This is a genomic window from Maribacter litoralis (assembly GCF_902506355.1).
GTDB classification, from domain to species: Bacteria; Bacteroidota; Bacteroidia; order Flavobacteriales; family Flavobacteriaceae; genus Maribacter; species Maribacter litoralis.
The window spans coordinates 1,678,200-1,700,446 of sequence record NZ_LR733271.1 but is presented as its reverse complement, the minus strand read 5'-3'; the positions used below and the strand labels follow the sequence as shown (position 1 = coordinate 1,700,446).

Annotated in this window: 17 protein-coding genes; 5 read left to right on the top strand and 12 right to left on the bottom strand. The window is 33.8% G+C overall.

Going from position 1 to position 22,247, the window contains the following annotated elements; translation table 11 throughout:
* Positions 1-4 precede the first annotated feature (4 nt).
* The gene (locus tag EXIGUO8A_RS07185) at positions 5-682 is read right to left on the bottom strand and encodes a head GIN domain-containing protein (protein WP_116771569.1); all 678 of its coding nucleotides are present in this window, start codon (positions 680-682) and stop codon (positions 5-7) included.
* Positions 683-769: 87 nt separating this feature from the next.
* The gene (rnr, locus tag EXIGUO8A_RS07180; RefSeq protein ID WP_159302572.1) at positions 770-2,962 is read right to left on the bottom strand and encodes a ribonuclease R; all 2,193 of its coding nucleotides are present in this window, start codon (positions 2,960-2,962) and stop codon (positions 770-772) included.
* A 647-nt stretch (positions 2,963-3,609) separates the two neighbouring features.
* On the opposite strand from rnr, the gene rpiB reads away from it, so the two are divergent.
* Together rpiB and EXIGUO8A_RS07170 are read left to right on the top strand one after the other, a co-directional pair.
* A complete protein-coding gene (rpiB, locus tag EXIGUO8A_RS07175; protein ID WP_159302571.1) occupies positions 3,610-4,041 on the top strand; it encodes a ribose 5-phosphate isomerase B in 432 nt (143 codons plus the stop codon).
* A 109-nt stretch (positions 4,042-4,150) separates the two neighbouring features.
* On the top strand, positions 4,151-4,594 hold the full coding sequence (locus EXIGUO8A_RS07170; RefSeq protein WP_159302570.1) for a GNAT family N-acetyltransferase: 444 nt from the start codon (positions 4,151-4,153) through the stop codon (positions 4,592-4,594).
* A gap of 44 nt (positions 4,595-4,638) precedes the next feature.
* Here EXIGUO8A_RS07170 and EXIGUO8A_RS07165 read toward each other — a convergent pair whose 3' ends face one another.
* Both EXIGUO8A_RS07165 and dcm read right to left on the bottom strand, forming a co-directional pair.
* Complete coding sequence (locus EXIGUO8A_RS07165) at positions 4,639-5,013, bottom strand: hypothetical protein (RefSeq protein ID WP_116771565.1); 375 nt, start codon at positions 5,011-5,013, stop codon at positions 4,639-4,641.
* Positions 5,014-5,167: 154 nt separating this feature from the next.
* Positions 5,168-6,400 (bottom strand): DNA (cytosine-5-)-methyltransferase, encoded by a 1,233-nt coding sequence (gene dcm, locus EXIGUO8A_RS07160; RefSeq protein ID WP_159302569.1) that lies wholly within the window; start codon positions 6,398-6,400, stop codon positions 5,168-5,170.
* Positions 6,401-6,455: 55 nt separating this feature from the next.
* Here dcm and EXIGUO8A_RS07155 point away from each other — a divergent pair, with 55 nt between their 5' ends.
* Both EXIGUO8A_RS07155 and EXIGUO8A_RS07150 read left to right on the top strand, forming a co-directional pair.
* Positions 6,456-7,649 (top strand): C40 family peptidase, encoded by a 1,194-nt coding sequence (locus EXIGUO8A_RS07155; protein ID WP_159302568.1) that lies wholly within the window; start codon positions 6,456-6,458, stop codon positions 7,647-7,649.
* 102 nt (positions 7,650-7,751) lie between these two features.
* Entirely contained in the window at positions 7,752-8,384 is a 633-nt protein-coding gene (locus tag EXIGUO8A_RS07150) for a hypothetical protein (RefSeq protein WP_159302567.1), read from the top strand.
* A gap of 14 nt (positions 8,385-8,398) precedes the next feature.
* Here EXIGUO8A_RS07150 and EXIGUO8A_RS07145 read toward each other — a convergent pair whose 3' ends face one another.
* Positions 8,399-9,904: a S10 family peptidase gene (locus tag EXIGUO8A_RS07145; RefSeq protein WP_159302566.1), complete on the bottom strand. Its 1,506-nt coding sequence runs from the start codon at positions 9,902-9,904 to the stop codon at positions 8,399-8,401.
* Positions 9,905-10,096: 192 nt separating this feature from the next.
* Between EXIGUO8A_RS07145 and EXIGUO8A_RS07140 the strand changes: the two genes are divergently transcribed.
* Positions 10,097-10,969 carry a 3-keto-disaccharide hydrolase gene (locus EXIGUO8A_RS07140; protein ID WP_159302565.1) on the top strand — a complete coding sequence of 291 codons (873 nt, stop codon included), beginning with the start codon at positions 10,097-10,099 and terminating at the stop codon, positions 10,967-10,969.
* Between the two features lie 6 nt (positions 10,970-10,975).
* On the opposite strand, the gene EXIGUO8A_RS07135 is transcribed toward EXIGUO8A_RS07140, so the two are convergent.
* The 7 genes from EXIGUO8A_RS07135 to EXIGUO8A_RS07105 all read right to left on the bottom strand — a co-directional run bounded on the left by EXIGUO8A_RS07135 (position 10,976) and on the right by EXIGUO8A_RS07105 (position 22,193).
* Positions 10,976-12,604, bottom strand: a complete 1,629-nt coding sequence (locus EXIGUO8A_RS07135) for a S41 family peptidase (RefSeq protein ID WP_116771558.1) — start codon at positions 12,602-12,604, stop codon at positions 10,976-10,978.
* Positions 12,585-13,013: a ribonuclease P protein component gene (gene rnpA / locus EXIGUO8A_RS07130; protein ID WP_236564450.1), complete on the bottom strand. Its 429-nt coding sequence runs from the start codon at positions 13,011-13,013 to the stop codon at positions 12,585-12,587. The genes EXIGUO8A_RS07135 and rnpA overlap by 20 nt, the downstream gene beginning before the upstream one ends.
* 27 nt (positions 13,014-13,040) lie before the next feature.
* Positions 13,041-14,894 carry a M1 family metallopeptidase gene (locus tag EXIGUO8A_RS07125; RefSeq protein WP_159302564.1) on the bottom strand — a complete coding sequence of 618 codons (1,854 nt, stop codon included), beginning with the start codon at positions 14,892-14,894 and terminating at the stop codon, positions 13,041-13,043.
* Positions 14,895-14,909: 15 nt separating this feature from the next.
* Positions 14,910-16,559: a S8 family peptidase gene (locus tag EXIGUO8A_RS07120; protein WP_159302563.1), complete on the bottom strand. Its 1,650-nt coding sequence runs from the start codon at positions 16,557-16,559 to the stop codon at positions 14,910-14,912.
* Between the two features lie 53 nt (positions 16,560-16,612).
* A complete protein-coding gene (locus EXIGUO8A_RS07115) occupies positions 16,613-17,473 on the bottom strand; it encodes an MBL fold metallo-hydrolase (RefSeq protein ID WP_159302562.1) in 861 nt (286 codons plus the stop codon).
* A 123-nt stretch (positions 17,474-17,596) separates the two neighbouring features.
* Positions 17,597-18,016: a response regulator gene (locus EXIGUO8A_RS07110; protein ID WP_159302561.1), complete on the bottom strand. Its 420-nt coding sequence runs from the start codon at positions 18,014-18,016 to the stop codon at positions 17,597-17,599.
* Positions 17,997-22,193, bottom strand: coding sequence for a PAS domain S-box protein (locus EXIGUO8A_RS07105; protein WP_159302560.1), 4,197 nt, complete (start codon positions 22,191-22,193; stop codon positions 17,997-17,999). Before EXIGUO8A_RS07105 ends, EXIGUO8A_RS07110 begins: the two co-directional genes overlap by 20 nt.
* Positions 22,194-22,247: the final 54 nt, after the last annotated feature.

Here is a 22,247-nt window from a genome sequence, read left to right as displayed (position 1 = left end):
ATGTTTACATTCTAGTTATAGTACCACCAAAAACGGTTTTCTCTTCTAATTTATCCGGATTACCAAAGACTAACACTTCACCCCCAGCTTTAACCGTCGCCTTTACATAATCTTTAGCATAAATTTCTGCCCGAGAACCTGCATTAACATTTATAGTAGAAAAATTGGTAGTAAATGATTTACCTTCATAAACACCGCCGGTATTTATTTGAACGTCTTGTAGATTAGAAGAACCTGTTGTTTTAATAATACCTCCAGAAACAGACTTAATTAACATTTGTTCTACCTTAGCATTAACCACTAACTCACCACCTTCTTGTGCTTTTAATTCTAAAACATCTTGTACAATCATTTGTTCTGTAACTATTCGAGCATCTTCATTTACATCAATAACTAAAATGTCTTGAGCATAATAAAGATCCACAAAAGTCTTATATCCACTAAAGATTTTACCAATCTGCATTCTAATTTTAAGTACCCCATCATTATTGACCACCGCAACTTTACCGGTATTTTCACCAGTAATGACTACCTTGTTCTCTGAAGATTTTATAAGATTAATCGATAATCCATCAAAACCTTTAACCTCTTTAAAAGAATCAATATTTTGAGTAATCTTATCATCTTGGCCATTAACCAAAAGACTTCCAAAGAGAAACATTATTAAAATAACTTGTTTCATTACTTTTATGTAATTTAAAATAAACGTATTAATTAATAGAAATACATTTTTTTAATTCCGTCAATCTATACCAAATTCTATTCCAATTTATTTATTGTTATCTGGAATTAAAGCAAAATCTAAATGCCTTTTAATTAAATCGGTATTCTTAACCATTACGGTAACCTCATCACCTAAGGTATATGTTTTCTTGGTACGCTCACCAATTATAGCATACTGTCTTTCATCAAAGATAAAATAATCTCCTTTTATGTCTCTGATTCTAATCATACCTTCACATTTATTAGAGATTATTTCAACGTAAATTCCCCATTCGGTAACACCACTGATGACTCCTCTAAACTCTTCATCTTTATGATCTTGCATAAACTTAATCTGCATATACTTTATAGAATCTCTTTCAGCACTTGATGCTAAGTATTCCATATCTGAAGAATGTTTACACTTCTTTTCAAATTCTTCGGCATTTGCAGATTTTCCACCATCTAAATAATGTTGTAACAATCTATGAACCATTACATCTGGATATCTACGGATAGGAGAAGTAAAATGAGTATAATAATCAAAAGCTAAACCATAATGACCAATATTGTCTATAGTATAAATCGCTTTGCTCATACTACGAATAGTAAGTGTATCTACCATATTTTGTTCTCTTTTACCTTTTACGTCTTGCAATAACTGGTTTAATGAAGAACTTATAGATTTCTTGTCCTTAAAATCTAATTTATGTCCGAATTTAGAAACTATACCATTCAAAGCCATCAACTTATCTGGATCTGGATCATCATGTATTCTATAAACAAAAGTCTTTTTTGGCTTCTGTTTTCCAATAAACTCGGCAACTTTTCTATTTGCTAAAAGCATAAACTCTTCAATAAGTTTATTAGCATCTTTAGATTCCTTAAAGTAAACACCAATAGGTTCGTTATTTTCATCAAGATTAAAACGTACTTCTACTTTATCAAAAGATAATGCACCTTTATCCATACGTTTATCTCGCATAATCTTGGCAAGTCTATCCATTTCCAAGGTTGCTTCAACAACATCTTTAGAAACCGTATAGGCCGTTTCTCTGATCGAAATGTCCTCAGGTATATCTCCACTAGCCGTTTCTATGATATGTTGCGCCTCTTCATACGCAAAACGCTCATTTGAATCTATTACCGTTCTACCAAACCACTGATTTCTTAAAATAGCATTCTCATCTAATTCAAAAATGGCAGAAAAAGTATATTTTTCTTCATTAGGTCTTAAAGAACACGCATTATTTGATAATACTTCTGGCAACATAGGCACCACACGATCAACTAAATAAACAGAAGTTGCTCGTTCATATGCCTCATCATCAAGAATTGTATCTTTTTGCAGATAATGGGAAACATCGGCAATATGAATACCTATCTCATAGTTTCCATTTTCAAGTTTTTGAAAAGATAATGCATCATCAAAATCTTTTGCATCTTTAGGATCTATAGTAAAAGTTAGTACGTTACGTAAATCTTTACGTTTTTTAATTTCCTCTTCCTTAATGCTCGTATCTAGACCATCAGCAAACTTTTGTACATCTTCAGGAAAAGAATATGGTAATCCATACTCTGCTAAAATGGAATGAATTTCAGTATCATGTTCTCCAGGAACTCCTAAAACTTGAGATATTTTACCAAACGGTGAATCTACATCATCTGGCCAATCGGTAATTTCAACCAATACTTTTTCGCCATCTTTTGCTTCTCCTAATTTATCTTTAGAAACAAAAATATCGGTATACATTCTAAAATCGGTAGGTCTAACAAATGCAAAAGTTTTCTGCATGTCTACTATACCTACAAAAGTGGTCTTATACCTATCTAGTACCTTTACAACTTCTCCTTCTAACTTTTTACTCTTTTTTCTTGGGTAAATAAATACCTCTACCTTATCCTTATGAAAAGCTTTATTCAACTTGTTCGATGGTATAAAGACATCATCATCCATACCTTCAACAATAATGTAGGCATTTCCTTTACCAGTTAAATCAACGGTACCTTCGTAATAGGTTTTTGTATCTTCTAGTACCTTATATTGACCCCGATCAACTTCTTGAATTCTTTTTTTCTCTTTTAATTGGGTTAACCTTTTTATAAGAGTATTTCTATCTTGAGCATCGGTAATATTTATCTTAGCGGCAATTTGCTTATAGTTGAAACTTTTATTCGGTTCCTTTTCAAGAACGGTAAAAATTCCTTTAGTTATTTCGTTCTTTCTATGATTCTTCGCCTTCTTATTTCTTTTCGACATTAAACTTTTAATTTGTTGGAAAATTACGAATTATAATCCACTACCTGTTACACAACCATTTAATGAAAAGTTAAGCAAACTAGTTGTTATTAACATATATATCATATTAGACATTTTTTCTTTTAAATTAAATTAAAAATTAATGGTTATTATAGCTTGTTAATATCTAGAATAACTTATTTAAATTTTACTTGACTTTATGAGATACTAATACTTGTTGACAATAACTTTTATTAAACTGTATTTGAATATCAGTATTTTGAGAAGTTATTAAACACAGTTTATAAGTGCTATTAACATGAATTTATTAATAACTAAATGTAATTTTAATGTTAACTAGGACTGAAATTTTGATGAAAATGAGCTAAAACTTTCTAATATTTAAATTCGTGTTAAGAAGATTAAAATTGTAAGCAGATGTCAACTTTAAAAAGCAAATATTTTAGCAACTTTTTCTAAACAATTTATGCAATAGGTAAACTCATTTATAACATACTAATTAACAACTATTATTATTTAGTTGGCAACAATTGTTGTGAACCCCTACTTTTTTGTTGTGAATGCCTGATTATTGTACCTTTAGCTTTGTTTAGTACCAACCCCACAGTATATAAACTATGAACAATTAACCATTAACTATTACGCATATGAAAATTGCTATAGGTAACGACCATGCGGGTACAGATTATAAATTAGCGATTATAGGTTTACTTAAATCTATACAGGTAGAAGTCATTAATTATGGTACCGATGGTACGGATAGTGTTGATTATCCAGATTTTGCACATCCTGTGGCATTAGATGTTGAACAAGGTAATGTAGATTTTGGTATTTTGATCTGTGGTAGCGGCAATGGAGCTTCTATGACAGCTAATAAACAGCAGAATGTAAGAGCTGCATTGTGTTGGAACAAAGAAATTACCAAATTAGCCAGAGAACATAACGATGCTAACATATTAAGTTTACCTGCAAGATATATAGCACTACCACAAGCACTTGAAATGGTTTCCACATTTTTAAACACTTCTTTTGATGGCGGTAGACATGAGCGTAGAATTGAAAAAATTCCATTGCAATAAATTGTTATAACAACTATGTTAATAACCTTAAATGGTTATTATAAGTATTTGAAATAGAAATACTTATTAATTTTTAGATATAAACATTGATAGTTAAATAAGTATATTTATGTTAGAAATTAAAGTAATGAACTTTACAGAATTCAATACTGAAGAACTGTATAATGTGCTTCAACTACGAAGCGATATTTTTGTAGTAGAACAAGATTGTGTTTATTTGGATATTGATGGAAAAGATGATAAAGCTGTACATGTAGTAGGATTAAAAGATAACAAGGTAGTTGCCTATACTCGTGTTTTTAAACCTTGTGATTATTTTGATGAGGCAAGTATTGGTAGGGTAGCAGTGCATAAAGAATATAGAAAATTTGGTTATGGTAAAATTATCATGCAGGCTTCAATAAAAGTGGTCGAAGAACATTTTAATAGAACCGAAATAAAAATTTCCGCTCAAAAATATCTTACTAAATTCTATTCGGATTTAGGTTTTAATACCATTGGTGAAGAATATCTTGAAGATGGTATACCACATATTGGTATGTTAAAAACATAAAAGTCCGCCAATGGCGGACTTCTAAAAATTTTAAATTAAGGTAATTATATTTTTATAGGCGTCTTATTGCTTAGATTAATATCCTCTAACATGTTATCAGTGAATTTATAATGACCTTTGGTGGTTATAATTCTAAATCTATTGGAGTTCATTCTACTCAATGTATCTAAAAACAGCCATTTTGTTTTTAAAAGTCTGGTTTTTGGTGATTTTAGGCTGATATCAAAATAATATTTTCTTCCGTTTTTTACTGCAACAATATCTGGAGTTATGTTACCATCTTTACCCTTTCTAGAGTATGATTTTGGGGTTTCATATCCTTCAATATCCGCCTTTATATTCTCAAAACCAGTGGCTTCTAAATGTTGTATCGACTTCTCTAAAAATTCCGTGTTTTCTGACTTTTCTACTTTTACCATACCTAGTAAAATAATAAAAAAAAGGACAATTCCTAATTTTAAACGTTGATTAACAATATGTTATGTTAATCAACACGTATTTTTGGCTAGATAATTTAGAGAGTGAAAGAGAAGATTATTTGGAAAATGTACTATTCAATAATCGAAATTGATTTTATTTTACTTCCATTATTTTTTCCGATAGCACTTTTCCTATCTTTCTAACCACACCTACCACTAAGGCATTACCCATAAAAAAAGCTCTTTTGGTATTAGAGATTCCTTCAAGTAATGTATGGTTATCGGGGAACATATTTAAGCGTTCCAATTCTATAGGAGTTAATCTACGTAGACCTTTTTTTGTGTTAATAACATGTTTAAACCGAGATGGGCTCTTACCTCCTTCACCAGTAATAATTGTTCTTGATGCATTATCAAGAGCATCGGGAAAAATCATGCTACCTTCATTGTAATGATAGGAAAAACCCGATTTAGAAGTTCTTGTTTCCTTTTTTGCACCTTTTAAATAATGCCATTTATCATGGTCTTCTTCGGGTATATAAAACTCCTCTGGTATGCTTTCTTTTTGTAATACATCTGCCAACACGGTTCTTTTGCCCAAATAATTAGCAGTAGTCTTGGTAGTATATACCTTACCTTTTATGAACATCCCGGTATTTAGAAAAGGAGATAATTTTTGGTCTAAGTTGAAATTTTCCGATAGTGAAACTAAGTCATCGGTAATATCAAAAGACATTATTTTTGATGCAGTACTGGTAATAGGAAAAGCAGATGCAATAGTACCTTGTTCAAAGATCCATTTATCAGCAGAAGTTTTATTTAATTGTTTATAAAGTGGTGTAGATTTATGATAGCCTAAAAAGAATATTCGTCTGCGTCTTTGTGGCATTCCATAATCTGCAGCGTTAATAACTCGCCACTCTACGGCATATCCTAAATCATTAAGACTCTTTAGCATAATAGCAAAGTCTCTTCCTCTTTGGGTTGAAGGTGACTTTAATAAACGGTCCACATTTTCTAGAAATAAATATTTTGGCGGATGTTTTTTTTCTGATAATATTCGGTGAATGCTCCACCATAAAACACCTTTTTTTCCAATAAGACCTTTAGAATTATGAAGCGTTGTAGCAACGGAATAGTCTTGGCAAGGAAATCCACCAACCAAAATATCGGCATCGGGTATTTCATTTGTTGGTACTTCAGATATATCTTGATTACGGTGATTATTTGAGCCAAATCTAGCTTCATACACTTTAGATGCATGTTGCATTTTTGTACTAGGTTCAAATTGATTGCTCCAAACTACCTCATAATTGTTAGTATCTTCTAATCCTAAGCGAAATCCACCTACACCAGCAAAAAGTTCTATGACCTTTAGTTTCTTCATTTGCGATAAAATTACATAATTTCACAAGGCTAATACTATTAGAAATTATTTAGGGATGAAGAGATTATTGTTTATAAAGGCTTTTGTATTGATTATGATTGCTTTAAATATGTCTTGTGGGGTTCGTATGGGACAAAAGAAAATTCTTGCCGATGAGATTGAACAAATTAAGAATGTATTTGCGCCAGATAAACGTACCGCGTTATTTAATATAGATGTTTTAGATGGTCCTTCGGGTTTTACATTGATTGGTGAATCAAATTTACCACATGCAATAGATTCTTTAGAAGCCGTTTTGAAGAAAAAGGGGATAGAGGCGACCAATGAGGTTAGAATATTGCCTTCAGATAGTTTAGAGGGTATGACAACGGCCGTTATTAACATTTCGGCAGCTAATCTTAGAAGTAACCCTAAACACTCAGCAGAATTGGCAACACAAGCGACTTTAGGTACAGTTGTCAATGTGTTGAAAAAGGAAGGAGATTGGTACTTAATACAAACGCCCGATAAATATTTGGCATGGGTAGATACAGGTGGTATTCAATTAATGAACGAATCTCAAATTACGGAATGGAAAGCTTCAGACAAGATTATATATACCAATACTTACGGACATGCATTTAATTCTATAGATGCTGATAATAGAATATCTGATGTTGTTGCAGGAAGCATTTTAAAATTAGTGGATAGAGATGATACTCATTTTAAAATAGAATTTCCAGATGGTAGACAAGCTTATATTTTAAAGGATGAAGCGCAAGAATATGAGACATGGTTATCTAGTTTAGATTATACCGCAGAATCACTGATTGAAACATCAAAAACATTAATGGGCGTGCCTTACTTATGGGGTGGTACTTCTACAAAAGGCGTTGATTGTAGTGGGTATACGAAAACCATTTATTTTTTAAACGGTATGGTTATTCCGCGCGATGCATCACAACAGGTGCATGCAGGTAAACTCATAGATTCTATAGCTGACTTTAGTAAATTGGAAAAGGGCGATTTATTGTTCTTTGGAAGAAAAGCAACGGAAACCAGTTCAGAAAAAGTGGTTCATGTAGGTATGTGGATCGGTGATAATCAGTTTATACATTCATCTGAAATGGTACGTATTAGCAGTGTTGACAAAGAATCTCCAAATTATGATGCGTATAACGTAGGACGTTATTTAAGAACCCAAAGATTATTGAACGAAGATGATCCCCTACTTCAAAACTTGAATATCACCAAGCCAATAAAAGATTGATCAGTTGCATATAGCACTTGGTGCTTCATCGAAATTTGGTTAAAGAATATAACATAGTTCTTATGTAGCCGTTTTATAATAGTTATCTATCAATTACGTGCTATGAAAAAAACGTCTCTTCTGGTTTTAGTCTGCTGTTTTGTAGGATTGATTGCCTTTGCCCAAAGAGATGCAGCTACCTTATATTTTAAAAATGGTAAACAACTCACAGGGTTGGCAAAACTTGTTAATGGGGATCAGGTAAAATTTAAGAAATCAAAGGGAGACAAAGCAGAGAAATATCATTTTGAAAACTTGGAGCAAGTAGTTATCAATGATAGGGAAGAGCCATCTACCTATATTTATTTAGAAACCCGAGATGGTTATTTTAATGTGGTACGTGAACTTGAAATAGGCAGTGTTAACTTATATGTTCTAGAACAAACAGGGTATTCTAGTCCAATGTTCGTTGGTGGTACGAATGGACAAATGAATATGATGCCTGGTAATTATTATGATATTAAAAACTTATATGTCACTAAGGGAGTAAATGGAGAAGTAACCCATTTAGGTTCCAATCAGCTCTTTAGTAAAAATTTCAAAAATGCAGCATCAGATTATTTTTCAGATTGCCCTGCGCTGGTAGCTAAAATTCAGAACAAAGAATACAAAAAAAAGCATGTAAAAGACATTGTAAATTTTTATAATCTTAAATGCCAACAAGAGAAAATAGTCATTTTGAATAAGGATAAGTAAGCCCAAATTATATATTACTTGCTTGTCATAAATTCTCGAATATCTTTACTTAGTTTTACAAGATCTGGTTCATGAGTATACATCATATGACCAGCTTCATAATATTTCATTTCAACACGTTCTTTTACTATTCCGTTTCTATCAAAAGTATATTCAGCATCGAAAAAAGGAGTAATTAGATCATAATAACCACTGGCAACCAGTACTTTCATTGCTGTATTTCTTCGCATGGTTTCGCCGAGATCAGGTGCGGTATTCACTGGCATAGGCTCCCAATAATTACCATCTGGTACTGTTCTCCATCTCCAATTAGAACCACCACCCGAAGTAATATAAGGTCTATCCATTTTCACCTTAAGTTCAGAAGCAAAATAATGGTATAAGCTAGCCGTATAAGCAGCACTAATTTGATAACTGGAGGCATCGCCCAAATGAGGTTTTTCTGAAACCTTATCTTCCTCATCACCCATAAATCGTCCGTCTAGTCTACCAATGGCCAAGCCTTTATCTTCGAGTAGTTTTTTCTGAAAACGACCCATTAATATTCTTAAGTTAGATTGCAGAATATATGATGTATCCAATCCGGTGAAATAAGAAAGTTTTTCAGCTATTGCTTTCTTTTCAGACACTGTTAAAAGGTTTCCTTTATAAAGTGCCGGTATATAGGTGTTATAGGTAAATGCTCTACATTCTTTTGTGAAATCTTGCAATGTTTTGCCTTGTCCCGCTTTTTTATGATACCACGCTGTAGCTGCCATACTCGGTAAATAAGTAATAAATGAGGTGATATTGTTGGGTATGGAAGTGGATCCTGCGTAGTCTAACGCTTGTGAAATAAGTATCATACCGTTCAATGCCATATTTTGGCCAGAGCCTTCCAAAGCTTTTCCTAGGGCTGCGGCACGTGTGGTTCCATAACTTTCACCAGCCAAATATTTAGGTGAGAACCAACGCTCATTTTCAGTAACCCATTTTCTAATGAATTGAGCAAAAGAATCAACATCTTCCTTTAAACCGTAAAAATCTTTTCCCTCACCTTTTCCTACCAACCTACTATAACCGGTACCAACGGGATCTATAAAAACCAAATCGGTAATATCTAATAAGCCATGTTCATTGTTCACTAAATTGTATGGTGCCGCTCCATCATCAGATTTTGCATCAGAATCGACCTTTACAACTTTGGGTCCAAAGAAACCCATATGTAACCATAAAGATGCAGAACCAGGTCCGCCATTAAAAACAAAAGTTACCGGTCTTTTGGTTACATCGCCTATGTTGGTTTTTGTATATGCTACCGACCAGAATGTGGCAATCGAATCTCCTTTTGCATTGGTCAGGAAAGTTTCTTTCGCAGTGGTAGTATAATCAATATTTTTTCCACCAAATACTCCCTTGTGCTGGGTAATAAAGGATTTTGCTTTTGGTATGGGAGTTATATTTTTCTCATTTTTTGAATCTTGTGCTTGTGTAGCGTGTATTAGAAGAAAACAAATTGAAAATACTATTAGATTTCTCATGGTAAGTTATTGTGTTGAAGGTGTTGTTTGTTCTTTTAAAAGTAGCTATAAAATTCGTATGGATCATGTTGATTTTATAATCGACTATATTTTTAAAAATGCTTTACTATTTATAATCAGAACATTGAGTATATTTAGAAGTGTATTTTTTGCATTAATACCGATCAACAATCTTTTCAACGAAGCATTTATATGAAAATTAAACAACTTAAATTCAATCTATTTCAGGGCTTATTTTTAATATTAATAGGATGCACGGTTACCTATGCTCAACAGTCTAACGATGGTTGGGAGACTATGTTCAACGGTACCGATTTAAGCGGATGGACAACCAAAGTGCACCATTATGAAGTTGGTAATAATTATGCAGATACGTTTAGGGTAGAAGACAATATGGTAAAAGTGAGGTATGATAAATACGAGGGCGAATTCAATAACAGGTATTCGCATTTATACTATGATAAACCTTTTTCAGATTTCCATTTAACGATGCAATACCGGTTTGTTGGTGAACTATATAAAGGAGCACCAGATTATACTATTCTAAATAGTGGGGTAATGTTCCATTCTCAAGATCCACGTACCATGTTGAAAGAACAAGACTGGCCCATAAGTGTTGAAATGCAATTTTTAGCGGGAGTTGAAGAAGGTGTAGAACGCCCCACCGGTAATATGTGCTCACCAGGAACAGATGTTGTTTATGAAGGTAAAATAGATCCTAGACATTGTATAAAATCTACGTCTGATACTTACTATGGTGATCAATGGGTAACGGCAGAATTAATCGTATACCATGATTCATTGGTTAAACATATCATTAACGGAAAAACAGTATTAGAATATTTAAAACCTCAAATTGGCGGAGGTGTAGCTACTGGTTATGACCCTAAAATGAAGCAAGATGGTAAACCTTTAAAAGAGGGATTTATAGCATTACAAAGTGAAGGTCAACCTATAGATTTTAAGAATATTAAAATACGCAACTTAAAGGGCTGCACAGATCCAAAGGCATTGAACTACAAAGAGTATTATCAAATTACAGATAAGGAGTCGTGTAGCTACTAAAAGGTGTTACTTTAGAATAGCGCTGTATTTTGATTTATTGCTTAATAATTCGGTTGCGGCCAATATAGCCTCATCATTGTTCAAGTAATATTGGTACAGACCATCTCTATAGAAATAACGCTTAACGATTTCATCTTCCAAATTCTTTTGAATCTCGCTTTGGTATTTATCCAAGGCATTGAGTTTGCCCTTTTCAATGTTCGCCAACAAAGTTTTATAGCTATCCTTAACCTCTGATCCCAAAAAGTCGTTCTCATCACCAGAAAGCGCTTTTTTAATGGCTTGTTCAGCTTTTGTTTCAAAAGAGAAGCTACTTTTCTTTACGTAATTTTTAAAATCATTGAAATCTGCATCTGTAAATTTAAAATCGCTTACATCTGTATAATTATGCGCATAGTGGTAATCTGTAGCATAATCAAAAATGACATTGTTCTGTAAAAGTGCCAAGGTAAGGTCATTGGTTTTAGAAGTAGCTACTTCAATATCTGGTAAGATACCGCCGCCATCTTGTACTTTTCTACCATTTCGTGTGGTAAAATCATTGAAGGTCGTATTACGAACGGCATTACCACTTTCATCTCTGTTCCAATAATCCAATGATTGTATGCAACGCCCAGAAGAGGTATAATATCTAGAAATGGTAACTTTAAGTTGTGTACCGTAAGTTAATTTAAGCGGACGTTGAACCAAACCTTTTCCAAAGCTTCTTGCACCCATAATTACCGCCCTATCTAAATCTTGTAAACTACCAGAAACGATTTCACTGGCAGAAGCACTACTACCGTTTACAAGTACTACTAACGGTATTTCTTCATCAACAGGTTGGTTGTTGGTATGGTATTCTCGGTTGAATTTTTTAACTTTTGATTTTGTAGTCACTACCAGCTCTCCTTTTGGAACGAATAAATTGGTAACATTAATAGCTTCAGATAACAAGCCGCCAGGATTGTCCCTTAAATCCAAGATGATTTTTTCGGCACCTTTTCCTTTAAGGTCCAATAATGCCGCTTTGGTCTGATCGGTAGCTTTTGCGTTGAATTTTGCAAGCACAATATAACCGGTCTTATTATCTATCATTCTATAAAACGGTACGGCATCGACTTCTATACCTTCACGAGTTATACTTGTAGTTTTTAATTTGCCCTGTCTTTTGTAGGTTACGGTAACCGTAGATCCGTTAGCCCCTTTTAAAAGCTCACTGGCATTATTTTCAAAATCGGCTACTTTGATATCCCCGATCTGTATTAACTCGTCTCCAGCCTTTAATCCTGCTTTGTCGGCTGGGTATCCTTCATGTGGTTCAATAATTAATAACCTATCATCGAATGAACGTACCATGGCACCAATACCGGAATATTCACCAGCATTGTTAATACGATAGGTTTCTACGTCTTGTTCGTTTAGAAATTTGGTATATGGATCCAATTCATTGAGCATATTCTTAATGGCGGTATCCATTAATTCTGCTGGGTTGGTTTCATCCACATAATTCATGTTCAATTCTTTGAACAGGGTAGTAAAGATTTCAATTTGCTTAGCTATTTCAAAAAAGTCACTTTTATAACTACTTCCTATAAAAAGAAAGGCAATGGCTATTATGGGTACAAGAACTTTTTTACTTACTATTTTTTTCATCAATCTGTAGCTTAAACTTGTTTAAAACGAGCTTCATTTTATGATCTAACTGCTCAAAGGTGGGCATATCCTTACCAAGGTATAAAAATAGAAACGCAAAGTTAGCATCTGTATTGTTAAAAACCTGTGCTTTGTTGCATCTGTAAGACTCTCTAAGTAAGCGCTTGATCCTATTTCTGTCAACAGCGCTTTTAAAATTTCTTTTAGATACGGTAACCGCGCTTTTAATAGGGACTTCTTTTTTTTCGATGGATAGATAAATTAATTTCAAAGGATATACAGAAATGCCCTTACCCTCTTCAAACAATTGTGTGATGAGTATTTTGCTTTTAAGTTTTTCCTTTTTTCCGAAGGATTGATCCATTAGTAAAGAAGCATTAAAAAGAATTAGCCCCCGAATTGGGGGCATAAATATCTAAAACTTTACAAGAAGATACTACTCTGCTTGCCAAACATTGTTCTCTAAATTAACATCTGCCATTAGTTGAGAAGGGTCTATAACTATAGCTTGTATTGAGGACATTGGTTTTTGTATCTCAAATTCATAGCTTGGGTAAGCCCATGGCCAATCTTTAATAACGGTTCTCTCTACACCCTCATAAGGGTTTTCTTTTTCTCCACGCATCATTTGTAAAGGTGCATAGAAAGTCTCTCTGCTTCCGTCATTGTAAACAACCAATATATCTAAAGGCATAGGCATTAAACCAATTCGCTCTAAAGTAACTTTAGTATTGGTTTCAACGGCAGACACTTCTTTAATTCCGTAGTCGATAGTATTGGTAGTTTGTGTCCAATCTGTTAAATACCAATCTAACTCAATACCAGATATTTTCTCGGCAACACGTTTTACATCATTAGGTACTGGATGTTTAAACTTAAACTCATCGTAATAAGTACGTATAGTTTCCATCAATTTATCTTGACCAATAATATAGCCTAATTGAGAAAGGAAAATAGATCCTTTACTATAGGCGGAAATTCCGTAGGCAAAATTAAGAGCGTAGCGATCAGCATGTGTAGTTTGTGGTTGTTCTTTACCTGACAAAGCCAAATTTCTGTAACCTTTATAGGTACTTTCGAACGGATTTTCTTTATCCGAATCCATAATTTCGGTCATGCAAAGTTTAGAGATAAATGAAGTAAACCCTTCATCCATCCATTCATGCTTACTTTCATTTGTTGCCAATATATGTTGAAACCATGAATGTGCCAGTTCATGTGCCATAACACCTACCAAACTACCAAATTTACGATTACCGGTTATCAATGTTGACATCGCATACTCCATACCACCATCGCCACCTTGAATAACCGAATACTGATCATATGGATATTTACCGATATTTTTACTAAAAAACTCCATTGCCTCAATAGTTTTAGGCTGAAGCTTTTTCCAATTCTCAAGAATTTTTGGGTCATCCTTGTAAAGAAAATGTAAAACCGGACCGTTAGGTACTTGTTGAATATCGTGGATATAATCTGGATCGGCAGCCCACATAAAATCATGTACCATAGGGGCTTTAAAATGCCAGGTTAAGGTTTTACCTTTTTGCTTTTTAATTTTTGTGCCAGGCGTTTCATAACCATGTCCAATTTCATCTGCATTCTGTAAATATCCGGTTCCACCAACGGTGTAATCCTTATCAATAGTCAATTTTACATCAAAATCTCCCCATACACCTTGGAATTCACGGGCAATATATGGATCGGCATGCCAGCCTTCAAAGTCATACTCCGCTAATTTTGGATACCATTGGCTCATAGAAAGCGCAACACCTTCTTCGTTATTTCTACCCGAACGTCTAATCTGTAACGGCACTTGACCTTTAAATTCCATCTTGAAGGTAGACTTAGCACCTGCAGGTATCGGTGTTGCCAGATCGACTACCAATACGGTACCCTCTTCAGAAAAAGATACTTGGTTGCCGTCTTGGGTCAATGAAGTCGCATGTAGATAGCCCATTTCACTCTCGGTAAGTGTTGCTATTCTACTTTTCTTATCGGCAGTTGTCATACGCCCATCTGGATCGGCAATATTCTGCAAGCGAATATCCATTTCGCTACCTGGTTGAAAGGCATTGAAATACAAGTGAAAATACACTCTTTTAAGTTCATCTGGTGAGTTATTGGTATAGACCAAGGTCTGTGTACCGGTATACTGGAAATTGTCAACATCCATGTCAACGGCCATGGTATAATCTACATGTTGTTGCCAGTAGTTGGTATTACCTTGAGCAAATAGCCCAATGGATAATAAAGCGGTAAAGAATGTAAAAAATGATTTAGTCATTTGAGTCATATATAATTAAAGTTCTATCTGCCCTGCAGCTACTTTACTGGCCATTACCAACGCGTTATAAGCATTTGCAATTTTGCCCGAAGTAGAAATTTCATCTAATGATGCGCTTTTGCCGGTATTCTTACCTAAAACCACTTTGGTTTTGATCGGAAGACCAGAGTTTAAAATTATTTTTTTCACCTGGGCAGCCGTTAAGCTTGGATATTGAGACATTACCAATGCGGCAACACCGGCAACACCAGGTGCGGCCATAGAAGTACCAGGAGAATATTCGTAATCGTTATTTGGGTAGGTAGAATAGATATCTGTACCAGGAGCAAAAACATCAACATTTATTTTACCATAGTTTGAATAGCTTGCAACCAATTCAGAACCATATTTTGGGTTCAATGCACCAACAGTAATTACATTATTTGCAATTTCGGGTCCGTTGTTCACTTGATCATTTGGAAAGTTAGCATTGATAGGGTTATCAAGATCTGCACCATCATTACCAGCTGCATGTACAAAAAGTACATTGTTGTCGGCTGCATATTTTATGGCATCATAAACCCACTGTGCATTTGGAGAAAAAGACTTACCAAAACTTCCGTTGATAATTCGTGCACCGTTATCAACTGCATATCTAATACCTCTGGCAATATCCTTATCATATTCATCACCATTAGGTACGGCTCTAATACTCATAATGGCAACATTGTTGGCAACCCCGTTAACCCCTATTCCATTGTTACGTTCGGCAGCAATAATACCGGCAACGTGTGTACCATGGCTTTCATCTTCTACCCTATTCATAGGGTTACCGTTACCATAATCTACATCTGTAATATCATATGGATCGTCACCAACCGGTTCACGACCATTGAACTCTTTGTTGAGATTGTAATTTACCTGCTCGGTGTAATATTTTATACCGTTGTTCAGCTCTTCAAGAACTTCTGGAATGGTATCCTTTATACCGAACATTTGATTTAAAATAGCTACATTACGCTGCATAGTTTCATCGGTTGCTGTAATACTGGCTAAGTCTTGTTTTGTGTAAGTATCTTTGTTTAAATACTTTTTTACGTCTGCATCGGCATTTTTTACTGCCTGATAAATAGATTCGTATTGTTCTTTACCTTGTAGTGCTTCGTTGTATTCGGCGTCTAGCTTTGTTTTAGCTTTTGATAAAGTTGCTGCGTCTCCAATGTTTAAACGAAGCATACGAACATATTCTAATTGTTCGTTATAAGATTCCCCTAAGAAGTTATAACCGTGTATATCATCAATGTAGCCATTACCGTCATCATCTATACCGTTACCGGCTTTTTCTTTTGTATTTGTCCATAGAACATCATCTAAATCTTCATGATTAAGATCAATACCAGAATCTAGTACCGCTACAATGGTTTTAGTTCCCTTTTTATTTTTAATGATATCTGTGTAAGCTTTATCAACGCTCATACCAGGTATGGTATCGGAAACAAGATCTAAATGGCCCCAATTGTTTTTTTCGGCTGTTGTTAAATCTGAAATCTTTAAAGGCGTGGAATCAATGTTTTCTACCGGGGTAAGAACTAATCCGCTACTTGTAGCTGTATTGGTACTACCGCACCCTGATAAAACGGCCGCAAAAGAAAGGGCGAAGATTGATTTAAGAGTATTATTTGTCATATATGGGCAACTTTTAGTTAATGTTTATAGTTTAGAAATTAAAAAGTGTAGCGTTAATTAAAGAGTTCGTCGAAGGTATATAGTTGATCTAACCTTACTCCTCTTTCTGTATGTTTTAAAGTACAAAGTTGGTTGTGAGCGTCGTGCTCAAAGAAAAGATAGTAGTTGTTTTCCACAGCTTCGTTCAAGAATATTTCTTTTTCGGTCATGGTAATAAGTGGTCTAGTGTCATAACCAATAACATAAGGCAAAGGTATATGACCCACTGTTGGTATAAGATCTGCCATGTAAGCAATAGTTTTGTTTTGATAAGTAAATTGTGGCAACATTTGTTTTTCTGTATGGCCGTCAACAAAACGTATATCAAATCCGAGCGGACTATCTTTTAAAAAGCTTTTATCTGTATGATCAATAAAGGTTAACTGACCACTTTCTTGCATTGGATACAGATTTTCTTTCAAAAACGAAGCTTTTTCCCTTGGGTTAGGCTCAGTGGCCCATTTCCAATGTTTTTCATTCGTCCAAAACTTAGCATTTTTAAATGCGGGCTCATAACCTGTTCTATCTTTGTTCCACTGTATGGCACCACCAACATGATCAAAATGTAAATGGGTTAAAAAAACATCGGTAATATCATCTCTATGAAAACCATATTTTTTTAAGGATGAATCTATATTGAAGACACCCCAACGATAGTAATATCCAAAAAATTTATCAGATTGTTTATTACCCATACCGGTATCTACTAAAATCAATCTATCACCGTCTTCAATCAAAAGACATCTGGCGGCAATATCAATTAAATTGTTGTCGTCTGCCGGGTTTGTTCTTTGCCAAATTGTTTTTGGAACCACCCCGAACATAGCACCACCGTCTAACTTAAAATTTCCAGTTTCAATGGGATAAATTTTCATAAGGGGCAAAATAATAAAAGTGTACCAAATCTTATGATTATTAAGAAGATATTATAATTTAAGCCCTATATAAAGTGTTTTTTATTGAATTTTAGAATTGATGAATAGCTTTTTTATAAAAGTTTAATCTTCAGCCAATAAATCTCCAATTTTATGATGTGCCAATGGTTTGGTCAAATGCTTTTTTACAATGGCATATTCTTTTCCTCTTTCAGAATCTATTGAATCTATTGAAGAACTTAAGATGTAAATCTTACAGTGATTTACAATAGTTTCGGGCAGTTTTAAATATTCATCTAAAAACTCAAAACCGTTCATACCCGGCATTTTGATATCCAGAAAAATAATATCTGGATATGTATCTGGGTTATCAACAATCTCATTTAAATGGTTTAAAGCGTCTTGCCCAGATGTCATAGTGGTTATTTGAGAAATATTATCCTCTTTTGAAATAACAGCTTTATTAATGAAATTATCGACATCCGAATCATCGATCAACAAAATATTAATATCCTTGCTCATATTATAATTTACCTGATTCATTTGGTATTGTTATCGTAAATGTTGAACCTTCTCCAATTTTAGATTTTAATGTGACAGTTCCTTTTAATCTAGATATAACCTCTTTTACAATGAATAGTCCAATACCGGATCCCATTACTTTAGAGGATACTCTGTAAAACATTTCAAAAATTCGTTTTATTTGGTCTTCATCGATACCAACACCATTGTCTTTTACAACTAAGATAGCTTCTTTTATAGATGTTTTTACGCTTATCCAAATAAAAGGTGACTCTTTATTAACGTCATGATACTTAATAGCATTTGAAATAAAATTATTCAATAATACCGAAACCCTTTTACTGTCAGATACAAATTGAACCTTATCATCAACGCTTATGTCAACTTTAATTTTTTTGGTGTTTTCTAAGTACCAAAAACTCTCAAGAGACTGTTCTATTAAATTACTAAAATTAATGGGTTCTAGCTCAATATTTTTATGTTTATTTCTTGAGTACTCAATAATATCTTTAATAAAGCTGTCTAACCTCTCTATTGAAATTTCCATCATATCAATATGTTGATATAATTTTGGGTCAACGCCTTCCATTTTTATCAACTGAATTAGACCCAATACAGAAGACAATGGAGCTCTAAGTTCATGAGATGCACTGTATACAAAACTATCTAGCTCTGAGTTTGTTTTTTGAAGTTCAATAAATTGAGTGGCTAATTTTTCGGCGGTTTCTTTTCTTTTGGTATCATCATTAATAGTAACCAAAACCCTTTTTTGATCTTTTATCTCTAAAAATTCTTTAGACACTAAAACGGTTTTTTCCTGTCCGTTTGTAAGGGTAATTTTAAATTCTTCATTGGTAACTCTACCTTGTTCTTCTAATTGGTTTATTGTATTATGCCTTTTTTCAGTGTAATGATCATTTAAAAAAACCACACCCGACTCCATAATCTTTTTGTTAATCAATTGTTCTTTGGAAACATTTAGTATGCTACAAACTGTAGCATTTGCTTCAATTACAATCTCACTTTCGTCTAGAATGAGCATACCAACGAATTTGTTCTCAAAGGCTTTGGCAAATTTCTCTTGACTTTCTTTAAGGGCTTCTTCTGCCAGAACGGTTTTTGTAATATCCATTGCGGTACCACGATATACAATTGGTACTTCGTTCTCATCAAAAACCAGTTCAGATGAAGCTAAAAAATATTTAAAAGTACCGTCTTTAAGTTGAGATCTATAAATGCTTGGTGTTGGGTGCTTTTCACCAGGTTTTGAAGATAATACCTTGTCCATTATAGACAGGTCTTCATGATAAATTGTTTTTCTAACCAGGTCTACTGTCATTTTAGTACTTGGGTCGATTTCATGTATAGCATACATTTCTTTAGACCACTCTACAACATCACCAGTCATGTCCCAATGCCAATATCCAATATTACCGATTCTTATTGCGGCATTCATTCTGTTCTGCAATTTTAAAATCTCAAAATCTGCCTCTTTTTGTTTAGTAATATCTATTATGGTACCACGAATGTTTACCGCACGGTTATCATCATTTCTATCTACCTCCGTTTCAACCATTAAATATTTTACAGAACCATCTTTTACTATTATTCTATAAGAAAATGCATGGGTGGTTTTTTCTTTTAAAATTAACATTACGTTTTGCCTATGCATATCTAAGTCGTCTGGGTGTATGAGACTTTCAAGAAAAGGGATGTCTATTACGGTATCTGGTTCAATATTGTAGATATGATATATTAACGGAGAACATATATAGGTTTTAGTATTCATGTCAAAATCCCAATATCCTATTTTACCTATTCTTATCGCAGCGTCCATTTTACTCTGTAGGTCAAGAATTTCTTTTTGTGTTTTTTTACGCTCCGTTAAATCGAACCCGATTGCGCCCATGGCAATAGGTTTGTTAGTTTTCTCATCTTTAATTAAGAAACCTGAAAATTCTAAAGGTGTAGGTTTGTTCGTTTTAAAGTTTTTTAGTGGAACTTCACCGGTCCATAGTCCTTTTTCCATAATGGAAGGCATATGTTCATTTGCTATTACCTCCCTGTATTCATCTTCAAAAAAGTCGAGTATAGTGGTGTTTTTTGGGTTAATAGTTTTAGGCAGGTTGACTAATTTCTTACCGGCATCATTTAAGAAAAGAGGTTTTCCATCTAGTGTAGCCATACCTATAAAACCAGGACTATTTTCTATTACTGAGATAAGTCGTTGCTTTTCTTCATCGGCTTTTTTTCGGTGTGTAATATCCCTAAAAAATACAGACAGTCCGTTTGGAGATGGATATAGGTGGTTTTCAATCCATCGATCTACCTCTTCATGGTACTGTTCAAAATGGGTGTAAACTTGCCTTTTAACTGCTCCGTTATAAATAGCGTAAGCCTCAGAATTTTTAAATGAAGGAAATTCATCCCAAACATTTTTACCTATCATCTCGTTCGAATCTATACCAACTATTCTGGCTGCTTTGGCATTAATAACAGTAAAGCACCAGTTTTTATCCAAACTTACGTAGGCGTCTGAAATTCTCTCGGTAAACTGCTTATATCTTTTTTCGCTTTTTTCTATAGCTATGCTAGCATTTTTTGATTCAGTTTGATCAATGTATGTACTTAAACAAAGTTGTTCTCCTAAATACTCATAAGGTTCATTAGATGTAATTAAATGAAGCTTTTGACCATTCTTGGTGGTTAATTCTATTTCGATTTTATCAACGCGATCAGAGTTAATAAAAGCATTCAGCTTAGGGTTTTTCTTTACGGCCTCAACCATATCTATTAACCCAAGTTCATGCATGGTTTTTCCTTTTATCTCCTCTAAGGAATAACCTATTAAATCTAGAAAATAGCAATTGGCATCTACAAATCGTTTATTCTGATCTTTGATGACCATACCAACAAAACCATTGTTATAAGCTTTACTGAACTTCACTAAATTTTCTTTGACAGATAATTCAAGTTCTTTTCTTTGGGTTACGTCTCTAACGATTCCTATAATGGTAGAATTGCTTAACTTTTTACCACTTACCTCACCATAAAAGATAGAACCATCTTTTTTAATCATTTTACGCTCAATACGCATGGACTCACCTTCTATGACTTTAGTGAAATTTTTATGCATATTTATAAGGTCCTCAGATAAGATCAACTCAGTAATGTTTTTATCTAAAAGTTCTTGTTTGCTATACTCGAACATCTGTATAGCGAATGGGTTAGCATCTAAAACATTGCCTTTAAAATCGGACAGAAAAATACCATCAGAAGCTTCTTCAATAAGCATTTTATATCGCTCTTGACTTTCTTTTAACATTGCGGTTTTTTCATCAACCAATCTGTTTAGCTTTGAAGGCTGGCGCATTAAAAACCAGGAAAGTAACCCGCAAACGATTGCGAGTAGAAGACCTAAAACGGAGAAAATTGTGGAGGTGGAATTAAATTTATTATTATTCGAATATACATATAACTTCCATTCTCCTTCACTTGTAGTTAACGGAAGTGTAGTAGTACCTTCTTTAGAAATATTTTTAGAAGCATAAAAGGTTTCTTCGGTTTCGTCTAGATTAATTTTAACCAACTCGTATGAGAATTTCGATTCGCCCAAAGTATCTAATTGTATAGCATTTAGCACTGTTGACAAACGTACCACGGCCGCTACAAATCCATTAAACTCACCATTTTTAAACATGGGCTTACGCCCAATAATTCCAGAGCCACCTTGTCTTAAATAAATAGGTCCGGCGGTGTAATAATCGCCTTTTTTAAGGGTAGTTGTTGCACCCATTTTATTATCGGGATCATCTAGTATATTTAAACCAATAACCTCATTTCCTTTTAATGGATATACATGGGTTATTACACCTTTTTTATCCACTAATTCTAATGCATCAATACTCTTATTACTGTTTAAAAGCAATTGGGCTACGCTATCGAAATTTTGTGGTATTCCATATTGGTCTACTATAAAGGCTAAGGTATGAGTCGCATTATAACTTTGACCTAATACATTTTGTAAATCAACTTTTAATTTTGATACCCTTTGTTCAATTTCTCGTTGATCAGATTTTTGATCTAACTGATATTTTTGATAGGCTATAAATTGAGTAATGATAAGAACCAGAAAAAACGATAAAAACCCATAAAATAAAGGGCTTTTTAAGATTGAATGCTTTTCTGGAACAAACATTTTTAATGGGTATGAGTTAATTGCACTTCCCTATTATTTTCAAATTAATAATAA

Coding starts and splice junctions, on each gene's coding strand:
- EXIGUO8A_RS07185 (WP_116771569.1), bottom strand. CDS start 682: ATGAAACAAGTTATTTTAATAATGTTTCTCTTTGGAAGTCTTTTGGTT.
- rnr (WP_159302572.1), bottom strand. CDS start 2,962: ATGTCGAAAAGAAATAAGAAGGCGAAGAATCATAGAAAGAACGAAATA.
- rpiB (WP_159302571.1), top strand. CDS start 3,610: ATGAAAATTGCTATAGGTAACGACCATGCGGGTACAGATTATAAATTA.
- EXIGUO8A_RS07170 (WP_159302570.1), top strand. CDS start 4,151: ATGTTAGAAATTAAAGTAATGAACTTTACAGAATTCAATACTGAAGAA.
- EXIGUO8A_RS07165 (WP_116771565.1), bottom strand. CDS start 5,013: ATGGTAAAAGTAGAAAAGTCAGAAAACACGGAATTTTTAGAGAAGTCG.
- dcm (WP_159302569.1), bottom strand. CDS start 6,400: ATGAAGAAACTAAAGGTCATAGAACTTTTTGCTGGTGTAGGTGGATTT.
- EXIGUO8A_RS07155 (WP_159302568.1), top strand. CDS start 6,456: ATGAAGAGATTATTGTTTATAAAGGCTTTTGTATTGATTATGATTGCT.
- EXIGUO8A_RS07150 (WP_159302567.1), top strand. CDS start 7,752: ATGAAAAAAACGTCTCTTCTGGTTTTAGTCTGCTGTTTTGTAGGATTG.
- EXIGUO8A_RS07145 (WP_159302566.1), bottom strand. CDS start 9,904: ATGAGAAATCTAATAGTATTTTCAATTTGTTTTCTTCTAATACACGCT.
- EXIGUO8A_RS07140 (WP_159302565.1), top strand. CDS start 10,097: ATGAAAATTAAACAACTTAAATTCAATCTATTTCAGGGCTTATTTTTA.
- EXIGUO8A_RS07135 (WP_116771558.1), bottom strand. CDS start 12,604: ATGAAAAAAATAGTAAGTAAAAAAGTTCTTGTACCCATAATAGCCATT.
- rnpA (WP_236564450.1), bottom strand. CDS start 13,013: ATGCCCCCAATTCGGGGGCTAATTCTTTTTAATGCTTCTTTACTAATG.
- EXIGUO8A_RS07125 (WP_159302564.1), bottom strand. CDS start 14,894: ATGACTAAATCATTTTTTACATTCTTTACCGCTTTATTATCCATTGGG.
- EXIGUO8A_RS07120 (WP_159302563.1), bottom strand. CDS start 16,559: ATGACAAATAATACTCTTAAATCAATCTTCGCCCTTTCTTTTGCGGCC.
- EXIGUO8A_RS07115 (WP_159302562.1), bottom strand. CDS start 17,473: ATGAAAATTTATCCCATTGAAACTGGAAATTTTAAGTTAGACGGTGGT.
- EXIGUO8A_RS07110 (WP_159302561.1), bottom strand. CDS start 18,016: ATGAATCAGGTAAATTATAATATGAGCAAGGATATTAATATTTTGTTG.
- EXIGUO8A_RS07105 (WP_159302560.1), bottom strand. CDS start 22,193: ATGTTTGTTCCAGAAAAGCATTCAATCTTAAAAAGCCCTTTATTTTAT.